General features: G+C 46.1%; 19 protein-coding genes and 1 pseudogene. 15 read left to right on the top strand and 5 right to left on the bottom strand.

Translation table 11 applies throughout. The annotated features are described in order from the left end of the window. The first annotated feature begins 278 nt into the window (after positions 1-278). From Q0C11_RS00450 to Q0C11_RS00440, 3 genes are read left to right on the top strand one after another with little or no spacing between them, the layout of a single operon-like run. Positions 279-854: a RimK/LysX family protein gene (locus Q0C11_RS00450; protein ID WP_293004764.1), complete on the top strand. Its 576-nt coding sequence runs from the start codon at positions 279-281 to the stop codon at positions 852-854. Further along, the gene (locus Q0C11_RS00445; protein WP_293004762.1) at positions 854-2404 is read left to right on the top strand and encodes an inactive transglutaminase family protein; all 1551 of its coding nucleotides are present in this window, start codon (positions 854-856) and stop codon (positions 2402-2404) included. The genes Q0C11_RS00450 and Q0C11_RS00445 overlap by 1 nt, the downstream gene beginning before the upstream one ends. 28 nt (positions 2405-2432) lie before the next feature. After that, positions 2433-3380: an alpha-L-glutamate ligase-like protein gene (locus tag Q0C11_RS00440; protein WP_293004760.1), complete on the top strand. Its 948-nt coding sequence runs from the start codon at positions 2433-2435 to the stop codon at positions 3378-3380. Between the two features lie 45 nt (positions 3381-3425). Here the strand turns inward: Q0C11_RS00440 and Q0C11_RS00435 are convergent, their stop codons facing one another. Continuing rightward, on the bottom strand, positions 3426-5090 hold the full coding sequence (locus Q0C11_RS00435) for a diguanylate cyclase (RefSeq protein ID WP_293004758.1): 1665 nt from the start codon (positions 5088-5090) through the stop codon (positions 3426-3428). Positions 5091-5582: 492 nt separating this feature from the next. Next, complete coding sequence (locus Q0C11_RS00430; RefSeq protein WP_293004756.1) at positions 5583-6311, bottom strand: hypothetical protein; 729 nt, start codon at positions 6309-6311, stop codon at positions 5583-5585. Positions 6312-6505: 194 nt separating this feature from the next. On the opposite strand from Q0C11_RS00430, the gene Q0C11_RS00425 reads away from it, so the two are divergent. Continuing rightward, a complete protein-coding gene (locus Q0C11_RS00425) occupies positions 6506-7195 on the top strand; it encodes a VIT family protein (RefSeq protein WP_293004754.1) in 690 nt (229 codons plus the stop codon). 37 nt (positions 7196-7232) lie between these two features. Here the strand turns inward: Q0C11_RS00425 and Q0C11_RS00420 are convergent, their stop codons facing one another. The 3 genes from Q0C11_RS00420 to Q0C11_RS00410 all read right to left on the bottom strand — a co-directional run bounded on the left by Q0C11_RS00420 (position 7233) and on the right by Q0C11_RS00410 (position 9004). Next, a complete protein-coding gene (locus Q0C11_RS00420; protein WP_293004753.1) occupies positions 7233-7598 on the bottom strand; it encodes a hypothetical protein in 366 nt (121 codons plus the stop codon). 53 nt (positions 7599-7651) lie between these two features. Beyond that, the gene (locus Q0C11_RS00415) at positions 7652-8164 is read right to left on the bottom strand and encodes a DUF1993 family protein (protein ID WP_293004752.1); all 513 of its coding nucleotides are present in this window, start codon (positions 8162-8164) and stop codon (positions 7652-7654) included. A 402-nt stretch (positions 8165-8566) separates the two neighbouring features. After that, on the bottom strand, positions 8567-9004 hold the full coding sequence (locus Q0C11_RS00410) for a CBS domain-containing protein (protein ID WP_293004750.1): 438 nt from the start codon (positions 9002-9004) through the stop codon (positions 8567-8569). A gap of 236 nt (positions 9005-9240) precedes the next feature. Between Q0C11_RS00410 and Q0C11_RS00405 the strand changes: the two genes are divergently transcribed. The 11 genes and pseudogenes from Q0C11_RS00405 to nuoL all read left to right on the top strand — a co-directional run bounded on the left by Q0C11_RS00405 (position 9241) and on the right by nuoL (position 20299). Continuing rightward, the gene (locus Q0C11_RS00405) at positions 9241-9684 is read left to right on the top strand and encodes an NADH-quinone oxidoreductase subunit A (RefSeq protein WP_293004748.1); all 444 of its coding nucleotides are present in this window, start codon (positions 9241-9243) and stop codon (positions 9682-9684) included. A gap of 14 nt (positions 9685-9698) precedes the next feature. After that, positions 9699-10127 (top strand): annotated as a pseudogene (locus tag Q0C11_RS00400) (NADH-quinone oxidoreductase subunit B); the annotation flags it as partial. Between the two features lie 24 nt (positions 10128-10151). Further along, positions 10152-11864: an NADH dehydrogenase (quinone) subunit D gene (gene nuoD, locus Q0C11_RS00395; protein ID WP_293004746.1), complete on the top strand. Its 1713-nt coding sequence runs from the start codon at positions 10152-10154 to the stop codon at positions 11862-11864. 13 nt (positions 11865-11877) lie between these two features. Beyond that, positions 11878-12357, top strand: a complete 480-nt coding sequence (nuoE, locus tag Q0C11_RS00390; protein WP_293004744.1) for an NADH-quinone oxidoreductase subunit NuoE — start codon at positions 11878-11880, stop codon at positions 12355-12357. A gap of 6 nt (positions 12358-12363) precedes the next feature. After that, positions 12364-13644 carry an NADH-ubiquinone oxidoreductase-F iron-sulfur binding region domain-containing protein gene (locus tag Q0C11_RS00385; protein WP_293004742.1) on the top strand — a complete coding sequence of 427 codons (1281 nt, stop codon included), beginning with the start codon at positions 12364-12366 and terminating at the stop codon, positions 13642-13644. 2 nt (positions 13645-13646) lie between these two features. Further along, complete coding sequence (nuoG, locus tag Q0C11_RS00380; protein ID WP_293004740.1) at positions 13647-15956, top strand: NADH-quinone oxidoreductase subunit NuoG; 2310 nt, start codon at positions 13647-13649, stop codon at positions 15954-15956. After that, positions 15953-16915: an NADH-quinone oxidoreductase subunit NuoH gene (nuoH, locus tag Q0C11_RS00375; protein WP_293004738.1), complete on the top strand. Its 963-nt coding sequence runs from the start codon at positions 15953-15955 to the stop codon at positions 16913-16915. The genes nuoG and nuoH overlap by 4 nt, the downstream gene beginning before the upstream one ends. A gap of 5 nt (positions 16916-16920) precedes the next feature. Beyond that, positions 16921-17475 (top strand): NADH-quinone oxidoreductase subunit NuoI, encoded by a 555-nt coding sequence (gene nuoI / locus Q0C11_RS00370; protein ID WP_293004737.1) that lies wholly within the window; start codon positions 16921-16923, stop codon positions 17473-17475. A gap of 87 nt (positions 17476-17562) precedes the next feature. Continuing rightward, complete coding sequence (locus tag Q0C11_RS00365; protein WP_293004735.1) at positions 17563-18045, top strand: NADH-quinone oxidoreductase subunit J; 483 nt, start codon at positions 17563-17565, stop codon at positions 18043-18045. After that, the gene (gene nuoK / locus Q0C11_RS00360; RefSeq protein WP_293004733.1) at positions 18042-18365 is read left to right on the top strand and encodes an NADH-quinone oxidoreductase subunit NuoK; all 324 of its coding nucleotides are present in this window, start codon (positions 18042-18044) and stop codon (positions 18363-18365) included. Before Q0C11_RS00365 ends, nuoK begins: the two co-directional genes overlap by 4 nt. Next, the gene (gene nuoL, locus Q0C11_RS00355) at positions 18362-20299 is read left to right on the top strand and encodes an NADH-quinone oxidoreductase subunit L (RefSeq protein WP_293004731.1); all 1938 of its coding nucleotides are present in this window, start codon (positions 18362-18364) and stop codon (positions 20297-20299) included. The genes nuoK and nuoL overlap by 4 nt, the downstream gene beginning before the upstream one ends. The last annotated feature ends 3 nt before the right edge of the window (positions 20300-20302 follow it).

Raw genomic sequence — 20302 nt, 5'->3', positions numbered from 1 at the left:
GATATTTCAAGCTGCGTCCAATAAATGGACAGATTAACTGATATTATTCGTGCACCTATGATGCCATCGTTTAGATATTTAAAACTAAGAAAGTTATGAGAATTGTTGACCGGCCCTACGCGAAAAATTGTTGCTGTTACTTGTTGTTAACGCTTGCAATATTCATTTTATCGGCCTGTAACACGCGCGAAAGTCAACTAGTTGAACGTGAAGCCAAGATTAGTGCTAGAGAATCAGAGCTAGTTTCCTTGTTATCTGAACTGGTTGAACAAAAAAAAATGTTAGAAAAAAATGACTCCGAAAATCTTCCCGAAGCAATACAAGACTCAGCAGAGAAAACTTGTTTGTGCGATTCAAACCTTGATGAAGAAACCGTAAAGAAACCGTCGGATATGACTGAGACTAAAACATTATTAGGTGGCATAGAGAATGTTTTTCTTGATCCTCCTGGCATGGAATTTAGCGCACGTATCGATACCGGAGCGCAAACCTCATCGTTGAATGCGCTCGATATTGTTGAGTTTGAAAGAGATGGGAAGCCATTTGTAAAATTCAACTTAATCCATCCGCTCACTGGAGACAAACTGGAATTGACCCGACGATTACGGCGGCACGTACGCATTAAGGGACGTGGCGGCAGGGAATCGCATCGTCGCCCGGTGGTCAAAATTCGTGTTGTACTCGCCGACATTGACGAACAAATCAATTTTACACTGGAGGATCGCAGTCGTTTCAAACACCAAATACTGATCGGGCGCAATTTACTGCAAGATCTGGCTATTGTTGATGTCAGCAGGAGAAATGTTGCAACATCTAAAACCGAAAACTCAGATACAGCGAGCGAGATTAAATAATGCATGCAAAACTTAGGCTCTATATTCTCGTTATCCTAATCATGGGATTTGGAATTGGTCTGATTTTATACAAGCACTTTGCTTTAGGATTTCCCTTATTACCAGATGACAAGAAAGCAGTCTGGACTATTGAAGCTCGAATAGATTTTGCCGCGCGTGGCGATCCTGTAATCGTATCTTTTGCATTACCCCCGAAGACTTCAGATATTATTTTTATGAAAGAAGACTTCGCTTCCCCTGATTACGGGTTTAGTGAAGTTACTTCACCGACTGGACGCCGTGCTGAATGGAGCAAAAGAACCGCAAATGGACCGCAAACGGCTTATTACCGGCTTAGTCTATATGAGACCGAGCAAATTGTTCCGGCTCAATTAACTGATGACCTTCCCACAGAACCTGAGAAACCTGAATTTGATGAAGTTATCAAAACGGCAGCAATTACTCTGTTGGAACAGGTGCATAGCAAATCTGCCAATACTGAAATTTTTACTCGTGAATTGATCACTACATTAAACTCAAAGGCACCCAGCCAGAATCAGAGCCTGTTGCTAAATGAGAAATCTAGTGAAGATTATAAAACACATTTAATTATCAATTTGTTGGCAATGGAAGGAATCAGCGCACGTATTGTCCGCGGGCTGTACCTAGAAGATGGCCGTCGGAGACAATCACTCATCAATTTTGTGGAAGTTTATATTGGGGGGCAATGGCTCTTGTTTAATCAGAATACCGGTGTACATGGAAAACCGGAGAATTTTCTGATCTGGCAGCGTGGCGATCAATCTTTGCTCGATGTAGTGGGTGGCAAGAACTCACAAATATCATTCGCTATTATTAAGAACGTTCATTCGACCCGCAATCTGGTGGTAAGCGATGGCATGAACAAACAAGCTGGCTTGGTAGATTTCTCTATCTACAGTCTGCCCATTGAGCAGCAAAATGCATTCAAAATGATTTTATTGCTCCCTATTGGCGCCCTAATTGTTGTTATCATGCGTTTACTGATAGGCATAAGGACTTCCGGAACTTTTATGCCCATTCTGATTGCATTAGCGTTAATACAAACGACTTTGCTGACCGGAATTATCATTTTCTTAACAGTTGTCGGGATAGGACTACTGATCCGATCATACTTATCACGCCTGAATCTTCTGTTTGTAGCGCGTATTTCGGCCGTGATCATTGTAGTGATCGCAATCATCGCAAGTATCAGCATCATCAGCAACAAACTCGGGCTTGATCAGGCCATGACGGTCACTTTCTTCCCAATGATTATTCTATCTTGGACCATTGAACGTATGTCGGTGCTATGGGAAGAAGATGGTCCTCGGGAAGTACTTATTCAGGGAAGTGGCAGTCTGTTGACGGCAGTGATTGCCTATTTATTCATGACCAATCAAACCGTTGAATACCTGACTTTTAATTTCCCCGAATTGATGCTGGTTAATCTGGCCCTCATCCTGATCCTAGGACAATATACCGGTTACCGTTTATCCGAGCTGTATCGTTTTCATTCACTGGAAAGACGCAATGCTTCTGGCAAGCGCTAGGAAACTCAGAAGTTTAGGTATCATCGGGATGAATCAAAGAAACTTTGGTTTGATCTCTCGCTATAATCCGCGTCATTTGTATCCCCTTGTTGATGACAAGCTCAAGACCAAACTGTTAGCGCAAGAAGCCGGCGTTACTGTACCGAAGTTACTCGGCATCGTGCAATATCAGCATGATGTCAAATTATTGAAAGAAATACTCCGACCACATGATCAGTTTGTGATTAAACCAGTCAAAGGAAGTGGGGGCAAAGGCATTCTGGTTATTACTGAACATGATCATAGTCTCTACTTCAAACCCAGTGGTGATTCCATCCAGCTGGTGGAAATTGAAAGACACGTATCAAATATTCTAAGCGGCTTACATAGTCTCGGCGGCAAACCGGATACTGTGATGATTGAATCATTGATACAATTGGATCCAGTTTTTTCAGACTATAGTTACGAAGGTATTCCGGATATACGTATTATTGTTTTTCGAGGCTACCCTATCATGGCAATGTTACGACTGACGACGCATGTTTCGGATGGCAAAGCCAATTTACATCAAGGTGCAGTGGGTGTCGGAATCGATATAGGATCAGGCAAAGCATTGCATGCAGTGCAATACGGCAAATCTATTTCGCACCACCCTGATACACGCAAGACATTTTCAGAACTAACGGTTCCTCATTGGGATAAACTGCTGCAACTTGCCGCTGCTTGTTATGAAATGACCGGCTTGGGGTATTTAGGTGCTGATCTGGTATTGGACAGAGATCAGGGCCCCATGATTATTGAACTTAACGCGCGTCCTGGTCTAGCCATCCAAGTGGCTAATTTTTCCGGCCTAGCGCCACGTGTTGCCGCAATCGAGGCGCTTAAAACTATTGATCCCGATCCGAAACTACGCGCTGCTTTCAGCAAGACTCATTTCGCTGCCGATGTAGATATTCCATCCAATCGTCAGCTCCGCACACGTAGTGATGACCCTTGACCTTGAAACTATTTTGCAAAATCAGACTTATCGCCTGTAAGCATTTTAATCATTTTTGTTAACAATCACTTTGTTTCGCCCTCTTTGTTTCGCTTGATAAAGTGCAGCATCAGCTGCTTCACTCAAGCTTGCAGCATCGGGGAAATGCGCAAGATCTGCTATACCGCAACTAAAATTCACAAAAAATTCCTCATCGTGACTCAAATGCAATAGCCGCGAGAAAACATTACGTATCTCGTCAATCACTTTCGCTGCCGAGGTTGCATCCGTATCATTCATAATAATTGCAAATTCTTCGCCGCCATATCGTCCGACAATATCCGTTTCTCTCAAGCGTTGCTTGAGCAACCGCGCTAAGCTTTTGATAACGCGGTCACCTGCAGCATGTCCATAGGTATCATTGATATTCTTAAAAAAATCAATATCCACCATAGCAAATGATAATGAAGTATTCAATCGGCTGGAACGTATTACTTCACGCGCCAGCTCTTCTTTGATGGCAGTATGGTTGAGTAAGCCGGTTAACCCATCATGAATCATTAAAGATCGTAAGAATCGTGCCCGAGTCGCACGTGTTGTTACTGCTGAAATCAAATAGACCGGATCAATGGGCTTAACCAGAAAGTCATCACCGCTCAGGCTCATAGCTTCCGGTTGCGTATTGAAATCATTTTCAGAAGAAAGATAAACGATAGGTGTGCTCAAAAAACCATCCATCTGTCGGATGATTTTTGCCAATTCAACACCATTACACCCCGGCATGTATAGATCTATCAAAATGAGGTCAGGATTAAAATCATTCAATTTATCTAATAGTTGCATTGGCTCGGAAACTGTTTTTACATGCATTTCTGCCTGCTCTAATATGGCTGCATGATAAGCAAGCAGCGTTGGACTATCATCCACAATCAATACACGAAACGGTTCCTGAATTTGCGATGCTGTGATTAAGTCCAGCTGATCAATCAATTCATTGGAGTTAATGGGTTTTGTAAAATACGCGACACTGCCGGCTCGTACTGCACCTAACCGGTACGCCATATCATCATGCGCTGAAATAAATATTACTCGAACTGGCTGAGCCTGCTCTTTCTGAATTTGTTCCATGATTTGAATTCCGCCCATTTCATCATCAGGAAACTCAATATCCATTAGGATAATCGCATGGGGACACTGCTCAACAGCGACACGGAATTTATCGAGATGATTGTAAACCTCAACTTCATAGCCATAATAACGTAACTGCAAGGCGAGCTCCTGTGCTGCCTCGTAATCATCTTCCACTACAAAAATCAGATTGGACGCGGGAATGTTTGGAAGAAGCGCATGCTCATCAGTAGCTTTTGAAATAACCTCGATAGTTAATATGGATTCTTTTTCAATCGAAATTTTCTTTAATTCAAGAATCTGTTGCAGAATCCGGGACGCTTGCAATGCGTCCGCTGTTATATCTTTCTGCATCAGATTTTTAAGAATTTGCTCCAATGCTCGCGCCTCTATGCTCAGTTCGGGATAACCAAATGTTTTCCCATTGCTGACTAAATTATGTACAGAACGATGCAGCTCTTGAAGCACTTTGATATTCCATTCAATTTGCAGCTTAGCCCAGAGAGCTTCAATTTCATCCATTCTATCTGGAAGCTCGTGCGCAAATAGTGCCAATAACAAGCGCATCCTTTCCCGAAATTCTTTGTGTTCTGTCATGTTCATAGTTTTTCTACCTAATGATGTGAGATTTCAGCTATCAGTTACATTGAAGGAATCTTCTCAATCTTGCTTGATGTTTTCAAAGTAGAGTCCAATAAAACACCCTGTTCCAAGGAGCAAGGGATTAATTCTGCAAGAGATTAAATCCGCACTCCCATTCACTCACTTTATTTTAAATAATAAGAATTTAATTTTTGAATCTAACCTATAAAAATCAATTACTAAATCAAATTACTTCTAAACTTACTTATCATCATATACAAGATTGTAAACTCAATAAATAAAATTACGAACGAATTGACTCTATTGAAAGATAAAAATCTATTGCCAATCTATTGCCAATATTAAGTAACTCATTGACTAAAAGCAGAAAAACAAAGATCTCCTGAAGACTGGAATTTTAATCAAGCTATGCAATATGACTCATGCTGCCAGCATTATAGCAGACCATATAGACTTCCCTATAAAACAAAGTGTTGTACGTTAACTTGAAATCTAATCAACAACTTCTACTTCTGAAACAATGGATCGAGACCCAAATCCATAAAAAGTAGTGAAAAAAGCAAGCCGGTCACTATAATGCACTTTGACGATAGCCGCATTTTTTAAGGCTGCGACTGCAAAATCATATAAATCATGATCGTCGATGAAAAAATGTCGAAATTTGCTGCCGGCAGTACCAACCTGTATGGTCATAAAATAGTTTCTATTTGTACTCCTATTTTTAATCAAATTTGTGATTCTTCCGAATTCAACACCATGAGCTATTTCCCGATCCATAGTATAAATACTGCCAATAAGATGTTTTTGTTCCATTGGTTGATTCTGAATAACCGGATAAACTTCCACCAATTCGTTTACAGATGAACAAGAAAGCAATGAATTATTTTTTGGTGTTTTAAATTCCAACACGACATCGCTACCAATGAGATTTTCAAGTTCTTCGTAGCGATCTTTCTCAAAACAAAACTGCCATGGATTAGAAACCAGATTAGGCGGCTGATTTCCAAGACTGATAAATGTCATACTTTCATGACCCAGCGATATTTCCCCGACATAAGCTCTGGTTACATTAATATCACGGCTTACCCTACTTAATTGACCAGAGGCGTAACCTTCCGTGGAGAGAAGTAGCGGTCCAGCAATAGCCCATTTAGAAGAATAAATCAGCATAAGCAATAAAAACATCACAGTGATGCCAAAATACTTGAGTGATTTAGCCATAATTTTTATGTCCTTGTGTTTAAGTTGAGTTTGCATTACAAAAATAAAATATATCTTTAAAAGAGCTTCCAATGCGCCTTCCGATAGTTAGTCGATATGAATTTTTCCTATTGATGCTAATCTACACGATTAAAGTTAAATAAATACTGAATGGAGCAAAAATCCATCACTAAACAACCACCTTGGGGAATGCTATGAGTCGCTACAAGATACATCGATCACACCGCATTGGATGGTTACGTGCTGCTGTTCTCGGCGCCAATGATGGCATCGTTTCAACAGCGAGTCTTATTATCGGTGTGGCATCGGCCCGGGCAATGCATGCGGATATTCTTGTTGCTGGTGTTGCTGGCTTGGTTGCGGGCGCTATGTCTATGGCTGCCGGTGAATACGTATCAGTTAGCTCTCAATCCGACACTGAAAAAGCAGATCTTGAAATTGAAAAGGATTCGCTAAAAAATGACTTTGAATTTGAGCTGAAGGAACTTGCCAATATTTATGAAAAAAGGGGATTGGATTCAAATCTAGCCCGACAAGTAGCAGAGCAGCTAATGGCATATGATGCATTAGGAGCGCATGCAAGGGATGAATTAGGCTTAGCTGAAAATGCTAGAGCTCGCCCTATTCAAGCCGCATTGTTCTCAGCGAGCACATTCACTATTGGCGCTGCACTGCCATTATTGGTGGCATGGAATATGGCAGGTTCTCAACTGATACCCGCAGTTGCGGTATCGTCACTGGTATTTCTGGCAACCTTAGGCGCCATGGCTGCACGCGCAGGCGGTGCAGCCATGTCTATCGGCGCAATCAGGGTTACATTCTGGGGTACACTTGCAATGAGCCTGACGGCGGCAGTCGGTAGGCTATTTGATGTAGCTGTATGATTACCAGGCAATAATAGATCATTGCCAAGACAAACCATCAATGCACACTTTGAGGTCGAAGCTGGTTTCCGACGATTTCGGCAGCGATGACCTGCAATCCCTGCTCAGGCATCAGCTTTGAACCATCCACTTGCCAGCTCTTTCTATTAAGTGGATGTCCGGGATGCATAAGCTTACTCATAAAGTCCAACAAAAACCCGCTGATTATCCGCTGCGCTGATTGGCTGGTATCACCAAAGCTACTTGCGCCATGAATTGCCATCTGCTGCAAAAACAGAATGGCTTCATCTTTCGCGTAAAAATCATCTTTCGTCATGACTCCAGGTGCATTAAGCCACGAGTTTGTTTTGAGAAGCTCTAAGATTAATTCTGCAGCATGTTCCGCGGTGATGGTTTTCATCAAAGTCAGATCATCAGCATTGTTTGATCAGTATCGATAATCATTTGCGAATAAACTTAAAATTTACCCATAAAATCACCTTTGCCTACTGCCAGTCCATTGTGTCGCAGAATCGCATAGGCGGTTGTTACATGGAAGAAAAATTGTGGCAATCCATAGTTATTCAAGTAGTTGTGTCCAACTAGCTTTTTCTCTTTTGGTGTGCCCGAGCGTAACACGATTTCACGCATTTCACTGCCTTCGAATTGGGTGGGCGTCAGGCTTTCAATAAACGACAGAGTTTTACTAATTCGCCCCTGCAAATCAGCAAAGGTCTGTTCATTATCTTCATACGCCGGCACTTCAACCCCTGCCAATCGCGCTGATACGCTCTTGGCAAAATCGGCGGCGACTTGAACTTGACGAAGCAAGGGAAACATATCAGGATATAACCGAGCATTCAATAACACTGCTGGTTCAAATTTTTTTTCGGCTGCGTAAGTTTCGGCCTTACTTAAAATAGCGCTCAAACTGGTTAATAGTTGTTTGAAAACGGGTATGGATGTTTTGTACATATAAGAACTGGTCATACGATTTTCCCGGTTAATTGATGAAAGGTATTATTGAATATTGCAATGAAGTATCTCATGAACGAATGTGAATTAGCACGAATAGCGCATGAAATATGATTAACTGATGAAATTAATCGACCCTAAAACAGTATTCATCATAGTCATTTTGACAATTCATCAGAAAAATGAGTATGCGTTTCTGCAAAAATGTACTCACGATACAGGCTGGAGATTATTGAACTGCTGGCAATTACGTCTCAACTGCAAAGAAAAGAGCGAACTGGAGTGTGATTAAGAGCTATGCCAAGAATCAATCAAGGCAAGCCAAAGAAGAACTGCGTCAGCATGAGCTTTTCTAATACCCCGCAGCCTTACCATGCACGGGGTGTTTACAAAAAATAACGCGGCTGCGCTACCGTATCATTCCGGCGTGCTGTATATATAACGCTCAAGCTGATGTATTATAAACTGATGTTCTGAAATCGTATCCTTAACCAAATCGCCAATCGATATCAAACCTATCACACGGTCACCCTCCAGAACAGGCAAATGACGAACCCGCATTTCTGTAACCAATGCCATACAATCCGTATTGGTATAGTCCGGACTAACATATGCCACCTGACGAGTCATAAGTTCCTTGACATGCACATCCCTCAATGGCTTGTTCAAGAGATACGATTTCCGGGAAAAATCTCTTTCTGTCAGGATGCCTACCAATTTGCCATCGTCCATTACCAGTAATGCACCAATGTTGTTGGCGGACATTTGCTGCATAGCATCAATGAGCGAATCTTCAGGAGATACAATTTTAACTTCATGTCCTTTTTCATCCAATAACTGTCTTACGGTTTTCATGGCAACACCTCCTTTTTCCTGCAAAATAAATCTGGCTTTTATTCATATCAAAACAATAATTCTAGCATAGCATCTAGGTTCAGCGAACGCATAACCTATGAGAAATGACAACAATTCTTTCACTTGACAAGCGATTAAACTTACCGTAGTTTTTCAGTGAAGCAGTTCTTTCCTGAACGTGGTCGTATGTTTTCAACTGCTCCGATGCTTCTGACTGCAGAAATTAACCGGCATGAATGAAGCTATTACAGACAATTCCGAAAACCGTTCATAAAGTCATAGGGGATGCTGCAATGCAAAACCTGTCACCCGCTACTGTTATTGGTCTTTTTGCGCTACTTGTATTGTTCGCGCTGTCAGGTCTGTTATGGCTTTCGCGTTGGCTGGGGGGATACCGCTCACAGTGGGACAAGGAACAGCCCTATGAGTGCGGCATTCCTCCAACAGGTGATGCACGCGCCCATGTGCCCGTACGTTTCTATGTAGTTGCAGTCTCTTTTCTGATATTCGATATTGAAGCAGCCTTCCTGTTTATCTGGGCTGCAACTTACTGGGAGTTGGGTGCACAGGGCGTGATTGGCGCCTGTGTGTTTATCATCATTCTGCTATTCGGCTTAATTTATGAATGGCGAAAAGGAGGTTTGGCATGGACTCCGGACAAAACAACCAGGGGCCTTTAACAGCCATTTTCGGCAAACTAGAAGAAGCCGTTTCTTGGGGACGAAAATATTCACTATGGCCGTTCAATTTTGGCCTTTCATGCTGTTTCGTCGAGATGATGGCAACATTCACACCGCGCCACGACATAGCCCGTTTCGGCGCCGAAGTAATGCGCGGCTCACCACGGCAGGCCGACCTGTTAATTATTTCGGGAACGGTGTTCATCAAAATGACACCCATGATCCTACGACTCTATCATCAGATGCTCGAACCTAAATGGGTTATCTCCATGGGCTCATGCGCCAATTCCGGGGGCATGTACGATATCTACAGCGTTGTTCAGGGAATAGACAAGATTTTGCCGGTGGATGTTTATGTGCCGGGCTGTCCTCCACGACCGGAAGCATTATTACAAGGATTAGTCTTATTACAGGAATCAATTGGCAACGAACGCCGACCGCTTGGCCTGAGAATCGAGGAATAATTGATGACTGATGGAGAAATGGTGCTTATCTCGCAATTAGAGTCGCGTTTTAACGCGGTTTCCAGCAAACTGCCCTGTGACGGAGTCAACACCTTATCTGTACTGCCGGAACGTATTACCGAGACGCTTAAATTTCTCAAGCATGAGGCAACGCCCCATTTTGAGATGCTTTTTGATTTGTCTGCAATAGACGAAACAAAAAGAAATGGCGGATTGACCGTGTTCTATCAACTTCTATCCCTATCCGGAAACACTGATTTACGCATAAAAGTCAATTTGCCAGCAGAAGACCCTGTATTGCCCAGCATTTGTACTATCTGGAATGCCGCCAATTGGTATGAACGTGAACTCTATGACATGTTCGGGATCCACGTAGACGACCACCCCAATCTGCAACGTATTCTAATGCCCGAATATTGGGAAGGCCATCCCTTACGCAAAGAACATCCTAATCGTGCGACAGAAATGCCGCCCTATCAGCTGCCTGAGGCACGTTATCGTGAGATTATGGAAAGTTACCGCGCCGAGGATTATCACGAACCAGCAAATATCGCTGAGGAAATGACCCTCAATATTGGGCCCACACATCCCGGCACGCATGGTTTGCTACGTCTGATCGTGCGGCTGGAAGGCGAAGAGATCTGTGATGTACGTCCTGATATTGGGTTTCATCACCGTGGCGCAGAAAAAATGGCCGAGCGCCAAACCTTTCACAGCTACATTCCTTATACTGACCGCATAGACTATCTATCCGGCGTACAAAATGAACTGCCCTACCTACTGGCGGTAGAACAACTTGCGGGAATTACGGTTCCGGAGCGTGCGCAGGTAATCCGTGTGATGCTTTGTGAATTGTTCCGCATTTCCAGCCATCTGGTCTGGTTGGCCAGCTACGCTCATGATTTGGGCGCTTTGGCGCCTCCCTTTTATGCATTCCGAGATCGTGAATATCTGTTCGATGTAATTGAATTGATTACGGGCGGACGTATGCACCCAGCTTTTTTTCGCATCGGCGGCATAGCAATGGATTTGCCCGAAGGTTGGCACAAAGCATTACAAGAATTTCTGAAACGCATGCCTGCTGCGATAGATGAGTATCAGGCACTGCTCACAAGCAACCCCATCATGCGCCTGCGTACTCGCGGCATTGGCGTCCTCACCACCGCACAAGCGATCGACTGGGGATTCAGCGGACCTAATCTCCGAGCCTGCGGATTCGCATGGGATTTACGCAAACGCCGTCCCTACAGTGGTTATGAGCAGTATGATTTCGAAGTGCCTACCGCTAACGAAGGCGATTCTCTGGCCCGCGCCGAAGTGCGTCTGGAAGAAATCCGTCAAAGCCTTCATATCGTTGAACAAGCCATGCAAAACATGCCTAGCGGCCCGATTCTTTCCGACCAAGCACGCTATGCCTTTGCGCGCAAGGAAGCAACATTGAAGGATATTGAAACACTAATCCACCATTTCATTACCGTAGGGCGAGGGATGGCCTTTCCATCCGGAGAAAGCCTGTTTATCACCGAAGCCCCCAAGGGGATGAACGGCTATTTTGTCGTCAGCAACGGCACGGAACATCCATACCGCCTGCGCATTCGTACGCCTTCTTTCCCGCACATGCAGGCCCTTGCATCACTTGCAACAGGACATCTTCTGGCAGACTTGATCGCTATACTTGGATCAATCGACTATGTCCTGGCCGACATCGATCGCTAAAGGGATTACGGACATGAATAATATATTGAAAGGATTGCAAAAAGATCTGCTCCACCTGCCACGTACCCACCCCAAGCGCCGGGCAACGGCAATACCGGCAATGCAGGCACTGCAAGCCGAATTGGGCTATCTTGACGATGCGGCAATTAAGAAAATTACACAGATTACCGGCCTATCTACAGCCGAAGTAGAAGAACTGGCCACATTTTACAGCCTCATTTATCGCCGACCTACAGGCCGTCACATTGTTCGAATCTGTGACAGCGTTTGCTGCAGCATGCGCGGTGCAGATCAGTTATTGACAGCAGCCGAAGAATATATCCGTACGTCTTTAGGCACGGTTACTCCGGATGGCGCTCTTACCGTTTTACCCGGCATTTGTCTGGGTCTGTGCGACAAGGCGCCCGCAGCACTTGTCGACGGAGAAGCGTTGGGGCCATTGAACGATGCATCTCTGAAAGCACTGCTGCAACGCTTGCAGAAAGAGGATTAGCGCGCCATGGAAGCTTTACTGACTCGCCATCTTGAACCAGCCGCTCCACTGAACCTGGCCGCTTACCAAGCAACCGGCGGCTACCGCAGTTTAACTGCAGCTTTTGATCTCAAGCCTGAAAAGATTATTGGCATAGTTGAAGCCGCTAATCTGCGCGGCCGCGGTGGCGCAGGTTTTCCATGCGGCCTGAAGTGGCGTTTGCGAGGTGCTGATGCACCATCGCCACGCTACCTGATCTGTAATTTGGATGAGTCTGAGCCTGGCACTTTCAAGGATCGTTACTTGCTTTATGGCGGCCCTCATCAGATCATTGAATCAGTCATTGTTTCCGCCTTCGCACTTCAGGCCGAACGTGCTCTCATATTTGTCCGGGGCGAGTACGCCAAAGGCGGAAATGCTTTGAATCAAGCTATTCAGGAAGCAGAAACAGCCGGGTTGTTGGGAACTAACATCAGGGGTAGCGGCTTTAATCTACAGATCGAAGCGCATCTGAGTGGCGGACGCTATATCTGTGGTGAAGAAACCGCACAGATTAACGCCATCGAAGGCAGGCGGCCCAACCCCCGCCCCAAGATACCTCGACCCAGCACACATGGTTTATGGGGGCAGCCCACCACCACAAATAACGTCGAAACACTGATCAATGTGCCGCATATTCTGCTCAATGGTGCGGACTGGTTTCGTAAGCTTGGTGTCAATGGTGGTTGCGGTTCCAAATTATTTTGTGTCAGCGGAAAAGTAAAGCATTCAAGCCTGTTTGAACTGCCATGCGGCACGCCGGCGCGGGAATTGATCTTCGAACATGCTGGCGGCCTTGATGAAGACAGAACACTACTCGGTTTTTTGCCAGGTGGCGCATCGACAGCCTTTTTGTTACCCGAACACCTTGATGTGGCAATGGATTTTGATCCTATCGCAGTAGCAGGATCAAGGCTTGGCACAGGCAGTATCATTGTTTTGGATAACGCCACCTGCCCGGTTGAAGTTACGTTGAACCTGATGCGTTTCTTTGCGCGTGAATCCTGTGGTTTTTGCACGCCCTGCCGAGACGGATTGCCCTATCTGACACAGATTCTGACTATCATCAGTTCCGGTGCAGGTCGAGCTGATGACTTGGCGCTCCTGGATGAACTGTGCGCCACAATTGCCTCACAATCTTTTTGCGCCTTTGCGCCAGGTGCGGTGATGCCACTCGTCAGCAGCCTGAAATGCTTTCACGATCATTACGAGCACCATGTCATAACAGGTCATTGTCCGTTTAACGAAACTAATAAGAAAAGGGCATAATCATGGGTACAATTCTGATTGACGGTCATATCATCCCCTTTAAACCAGGAGACAACATCCTCCAGGCTGCGCTGGAAGCAAATCTAGAAATCCCTCATTTCTGTTACCATGCTGCGCTTGGTAGCCTTGGTGCCTGTCGTCTCTGTGCAGTGGAAATCACCCCCAAAGATTCCAGCAAAGCTCCACGGATTGCAATGGCCTGCCTAGAGCCCTTAGAAGACGGGCTTGAAGTCTCCATTTCTGCCATTGCAGCACAGCAGGTAAGGCAGCACGTAATCGAATTCTTGATGATCAACCATCCTCATGACTGCCCAATCTGTGATGAAGGTGGAGAATGTCATTTGCAGGATATGACCGTCGCTTGTGGCCCTCCCTATCGCCGCTACCGCGGCCGCAAACGCACCTTCTCGAATCAGAATTTAGGCCCCTTGATTCACCATGAAATGAACCGCTGCATTACCTGTTATCGCTGCACCCGATTTTACCAGGACTATGCGCTAGGCAACGATCTCGGCGCAATGCGCCTGCGCAATGAAGTTTATTTTGGCCGCTTTCAGGACGGTCCATTGGAGAATCCTTTCGCCGGCAATTTAGTGGAAATTTGCCCGACTGGGGTCTTTACCGATGCCATATTTCGGCAGCACTTTGCCAGGGTTTGGGACTTGAAAACCGCACCTTCCATCTGCCCCCATTGCAGCGTTGGCTGCAATACTTTGCCTGGCGCAAGAGATGGCACCCTGCGCCGCGTGCGCAATCGTGCTCATCCTGAACTCAACCGGTGGTTTATCTGTGACCGTGGCCGTTATGGCCATCAGTACAGCGAACACAGTGCCCGGCCGTTAGCACCGCGTGCTTCAGGTGCAGATACGAGTTATCATGATGCGCTTACCGCCGCTGCATCACAGATCAAATCAGCTCAAGATTGCATCGGAGGACTCGGATCGGCACGGGAGGATCTGGAAGGTAACGCAATGCTGCAGGCCTTATTGAACACCTTAGGCGGTATCTATACTGCATTCAGCGATCCCGAACTAGAAACAGCAACAATCGCAGCCGTCAGTTCACTTCAAAATACAGGTAACGCACCATCCCTTGCGGAAATAGAACTAATAGATGCAGCATTAATTATTGGCGATCTAACCGCCTATGCGCCTATGATCGATCTGGCCTTGCGCCAGGCTTACCGTAAAGGCGCCAAACTAGCATTACTGCACAGCAGCCCCACGCCATTGGCACAATTCGCAACTACTGCAATGACCGTATCGCCACAAGAGATGCGCACAACACTATCGCGTTTGTATCAACTGATAAATGCTCAATCTGCAACCGAAGACATGACTGAGACGCCAATGACAGATATCGTAGCGTCTCTGATGGGAGCCCGGAAATTACTGCTGATTGGTGCCATCGAAACTCTGACTGCCCAAGAGGTGCCTATACTTGCGAAACTGGCCACTGCACTTGGATCAGACACCAGACTCGCATACGCATTTTCTGGAGCAAATGCTTACGGAGCTGCTCTACTATCACCTGCAGGCAGTGCTATGGTTATGCTTGAAGCAGTTGAAGCCGGTCAGATCCGGATCCTGATTGTTGCTGGCAATGATCCACTCGGTGACTCACGTTTTGGTCCGCGCTGGCGTGCCGCCTGCCGCAACCTTAGCGCTCTTATCGTTCTCGATTGCATTTTGACCGCTACTGCAAAGGCAGCAGATATTCTGTTTCCAGTAGCCGCCTGGACAGAGCGTGGCGGCACTTTCATCAATTATGAAGGGCGTGCTCAAGGCTTCGCGCCCGTCTTTCATCGTCCAGAATACCTTCCCAGCGTAGCTGAAGTAATTACAGATCTGGGTCAGTATCTTGGTCACTCCTTACAAGCTGCTCCATCTGTGCTAGGTGATATCTTTTCCGACTTTGAAATACCCAAACCCGGCACAACGGGATCACTGATAATCGCCCCCTCCTTGCCCATGCCTACCACTCCACCCGTACATTCAGCTCAAGAATCCTGCAGTAGTATGTGGCAAGCTGCTTTAACAAGCTGGTATGGCGATGAAGCACTTGCCAGCTTTGCACCAGGCCTGATGGTACTTATACCTGAAACTGTCGCGATGATCGAACCGACCTCAGCCATTGATGCAGGCATTAAGAATGGTTCGCAAATAAAGTTGCGTGGTTCTTCCGGCTCAATGGTTCTACCTGTGCAGCTTAATCAGGGTGTGGCAACCGGTACAATTGCCATTGCACGCAACGTGCTTGCCCAATTAGGTGTCGGTCACGGCGATTTACTCGAACTGGAGCAGGTTTTATGAATTTCGCCCAATGGCTGCTCGCGCTTTCCAGCCTGGGACTAGCGCTGCTGGGACTGTTGTTTATCGCTGCACTTATGGTATATGGCGAGCGCAAGATACTCGCCCTGCTGCAGGATCGTCTTGGTCCTAATCGCGCCGGTCCTTTTGGCTTGTTGCAACCCATTGCTGACTTTCTCAAACTGTTAACCAAAGAACATTTCGTGCCACCTTTTGCCGATCGGAACATTTATATCATTGCTCCCATTATCGTGCCTTTCACCGCACTGCTTAGCTTTGTTGTCGTACCAGTGAGCGATGATTGGTGGTTGGCGGATCTCAATATTGCATTGTTATTTATACTGGCGCTTTCCTCGCTGCGGGTTTACGGCATCATGCTCGGCGGATGGGCATCCAACAGCAAGTATCCACTGTTCGGCGGCTTACGCTCCGCCGCACAGATGATCAGCTACGAATTGCCTATGGGACTTGCGCTCATGGGTGTCATTATATTAAGCGGTTCTTTCAGCCTAGTGGATATTGTCGCGGCCCAGGAATTACCGTTTATTATTTTACAACCCATTGGATTTATAATCTTTCTCGTGTGCGGCATTGCCGAGACTAATCGCTTACCATTCGATCTTCCCGAAGCAGAAAACGAGTTGGCCTCCGGCTACAATACTGAATACGGTGACATCAAATTTGCTTTCTACTATCTAGGTGAGTATATCGGCGTACTGCTCATCGCGGTGTTGATAACGGTACTGTTTCTGGGTGGCTGGCATGGTCCTTGGATACCCGGTGTCTTCTGGTTTATGCTAAAGACACTGACATTAATTTTCCTATTTTTCTGGTTGCGTACCAGCCTGCCCCGACTGCGTTATGATCAACTTATGAACTGTGGCTGGAAATTCCTATTACCGGCAGCCTTGATCAATCTTTTGGTTACAGCTTTTCTAGGACTGTTCTGGATGGAAGGTTAATAATCATGAATAAAAAACAGACAAACGATTACACATTAGCGCTGATCAAAGGATTAGGCCATTCACTATGGGCGGTTCTGCGTCATGCTTTTGTGAAACGTGAAACAGTATCGTATCCAGACATCAAGCGATCGTTACCTTTACGCTGGCGTGGACGCATTGTGCTGACACGTGACCCTGACGGCGAAGAGCGTTGTGTCGCCTGTTACTTATGCTCGGCTGTCTGTCCGGTAGACTGTATTCATCTGCAGGCCCATCAAAATAACGATGGCCGCCGCTACCCAGAAACCTTTTCTATCGATTTCAGCCGCTGTATTTTTTGCGGTTTTTGTGAAGAAGCCTGTCCAACACTAGCTATTCAGCTTACACCGGACTTCGAAATGTGTGAGCGGCATCATGAAAGCCTGGTATACGAGAAGAACCAATTGCTGATTGATGGGCAGGGAAAGCATCCGGACTATAATTTTTATCGGCACGCCGGTGTGGCAATACCCGGCAAAGCCATCGGCGAAGCTAAGGGTGACACGTCGCCTGTGGATCGTGATAATAATTTGCCCTGACAAAAGAATAATTGACCACGAACTGAACGAAGCGAGTAGAAATCATGACAGCAACCAGTAATCCAATAAAGACAGCTTATGTATGAAGTGATTTTCTACCTCACTGCCGCCATCGCGGTGCTTGCTGCCGGTGCGATATTGAAAGTAAGCCACCCGGTGCATGCTGCGCTTTATCTCGTTATCTCATTATTGGCATTGGCACTGATATTCTTTCTCCTCGGTGCACCGCTACTGGCGGCACTGCAAGTCATGATTTACGCAGGTGCAATCATGGTGTTGTTTCTTTTTCTGATTATGGTGATGAACCTGCGATCCGAGCGAAATCAGTCGTTGTCTCTACCCTCTGGATGGAAAGGGCCTGCAATCCTGGCGCTCATTCTGTGGCTGGAACTCATGCTATTACTCAACAGATATCCAGCAGAAGAAACAAATGAAATGACGGCAATCGAACCTAAAGCAGTAGGGCATGCACTGTTCGGACCATATCTTGTGCTAGTAGAAGCCGCTGCAGTTCTACTACTGGCAGCACTTGTTGCCGCTCTTTATCTTAGCCGCAAAGGGCGTTCATGATTCCTCTAACTCATAGTCTTATTATTGCAGCGCTGTTGTTTAGCCTAGGGCTCTTGATCATACTGCTGCGACGCGAACTGCTCTTCATATTGATGGGATTGGAAGTCATGTTCAACGGAGCGGCTTTGACAGCCGTAGCGGCTGGCCAATACTGGAATAATGCTGATGGTCAGGTACTGACCATCTTCCTGATGGTAGTAACTGCTGCTGAGTTGGCCGTAGCGCTGATTCTGGTATGGCTGGCCTATGAACACTTCAAAGTAACACAAATAGATATGCTCACCCAGCTCAAGGATGATACTCGAGGTGAGCCGCCATGAGTCAGTTTCTGTGGTTGATTCCTGGCACACCCATGTTGGGCGCACTGATAATTGCCTTGTTGGGAGGGCTACTGCAACGTAGACATCTCGCTATCATGGCTACTTGCGCTGCAGCCATTGCTTTTCTAGTCGTGCTGCTGACATGGCTGGCCGGTGCCGCTACCAGCCAGCCATTACAACAAACGCTTTACACCTGGATAGCGGTGGGGGACTGGAATCCAACGATAGGATTTATCCTGGATCGCCTTGCTCTGATAATGGTGAGCGTGGTAAGCGGTGTCGGCCTACTAATTCATATCTACTCGATAAGTTTCATGGCCGAAGACAGTGATCAACGCCGCTACTATTTTTTCCTCAACTTGTTTCTCGCAGGTATGCTCATTCTGGTACTTGCTGATAATCTGCTGCTTCTCTATCTGGGATGGGAACTGGTCGGACTCTGCTCTTTTGCCCTAATCGGCTTTTGGTATCATGAACCAATGCGGGCCAGCGCAGGACGCAAAGCATTCATCACCACTCGTATCGGCGATATGTCACTAGCACTCGGTATCTTTCTTTTGTACAGCCAGTTTAACGATCTGTCGCTGTCATATCTGCTTGCAAATGCCGCTGCACAGTGGGAAGCGGGTTCACAACTGGCAATACTAACAGCACTACTGATACTTGGCGGAGCTATCGGCAAATCGGCGCAGTTACCACTTCAGGTCTGGTTGCCGGACGCCATGGCTGGTCCTAGCCCGGTCTCTGCGTTGATTCACGCCGCCACCATGGTCACAGCCGGAGTCTATTTAATCGCCCGTACTTATCCTTTGTTCGAGCTGGCGCCTCATGTTCAGTGGTCAGTGGCAGCCATTGGCGCGATAACAATTATCTATGGAGCCAGTGCTGCTCTGGCGCAAAATGATTTTAAACGGATATTGGCATACTCCACTATCAGTCAGGTCGGATATATGTTTTTAGCATTGGGGTGTGGCGCCTATGCACTGGCACTGTTCCACCTGGTTACGCATGCCTTTTTTAAATCCTTGTTGTTCCTGGCAGCAGGAACAGTGATCCACTCTAGCGGAAATGAACACAATATTCATAATCTGGGTAGACTTGGCAATCACTCACCTCTGGTTCGCTGGTCCTTTCTGATCGGCGCTGCTTCGTTAGCAGGATTTCCCTTAATTACCGCCGGATTTTATAGCAAAGAAGCCATTCTTACCGCCACATGGTCGGCGCCTGCAGGTCCTTTATTATGGGTTTTTGCAGCTTTCGGTGTACTGTTGACCGCAGTTTATATCTTTCGTGTTTATTTTCTTGTTTTTCAGGGCTCTCAATCCAGCGCTTCAATGCCATCAGTTTCCGGCTCAATGACATGGCCATTGCTTATCTTAGCCCTCTTCAGCCTTATTGGCGGATTTGTTGAGTTTCCAGAAGGTTGGCCAGCTCCCCACCTGTGGAGCACGTGGTTAGAAGATGAATTCAAGTCAGTAGTTCTTCCTCCGCTTGCGATTGCTTACAGCCTGCAATTCATCACCAGCCTGCTGCCATTAATCGGTATCGTATTAGCTTTTGTTCTAGTTCGCCGTAAACAGATTGGCCATTCCTTGCCCATAATAGTATTTTTACGTAGAGGCTGGGGTTTCGATGCTCTATACCAAACCATGTTGATACAACCTTATTTCAGCCTAGCACGCTTTCTAAAAAACACTGACACTCTTTTAGTTGAGGGAACACTGCAAAAGTTGACACATGCTTGCCTGATCTTTGCCACTGCCTGTCGCAGTGGCGTAGAGCACGGTGTACTGGATAAAAGCATTAATGGCCTGTTAGCAGGACTCCGTTTCGGATATGCACGGCTCAGCGCCACACAAAATGGCTTGTTAACTCGCTATGCCTTGATGATCAGTGCTGGAGCCGTCTTCTTGTTGAGCTATTGGTTATGGTGAGAA

Origin of the sequence: Nitrosomonas sp. (assembly GCF_022842015.1) — a bacterium.
GTDB lineage: Bacteria > Pseudomonadota > Gammaproteobacteria > Burkholderiales > Nitrosomonadaceae > Nitrosomonas.
The sequence above is the reverse complement of the archived record's forward strand: the minus strand, read 5'-3'. Positions and strand labels throughout refer to the sequence as shown.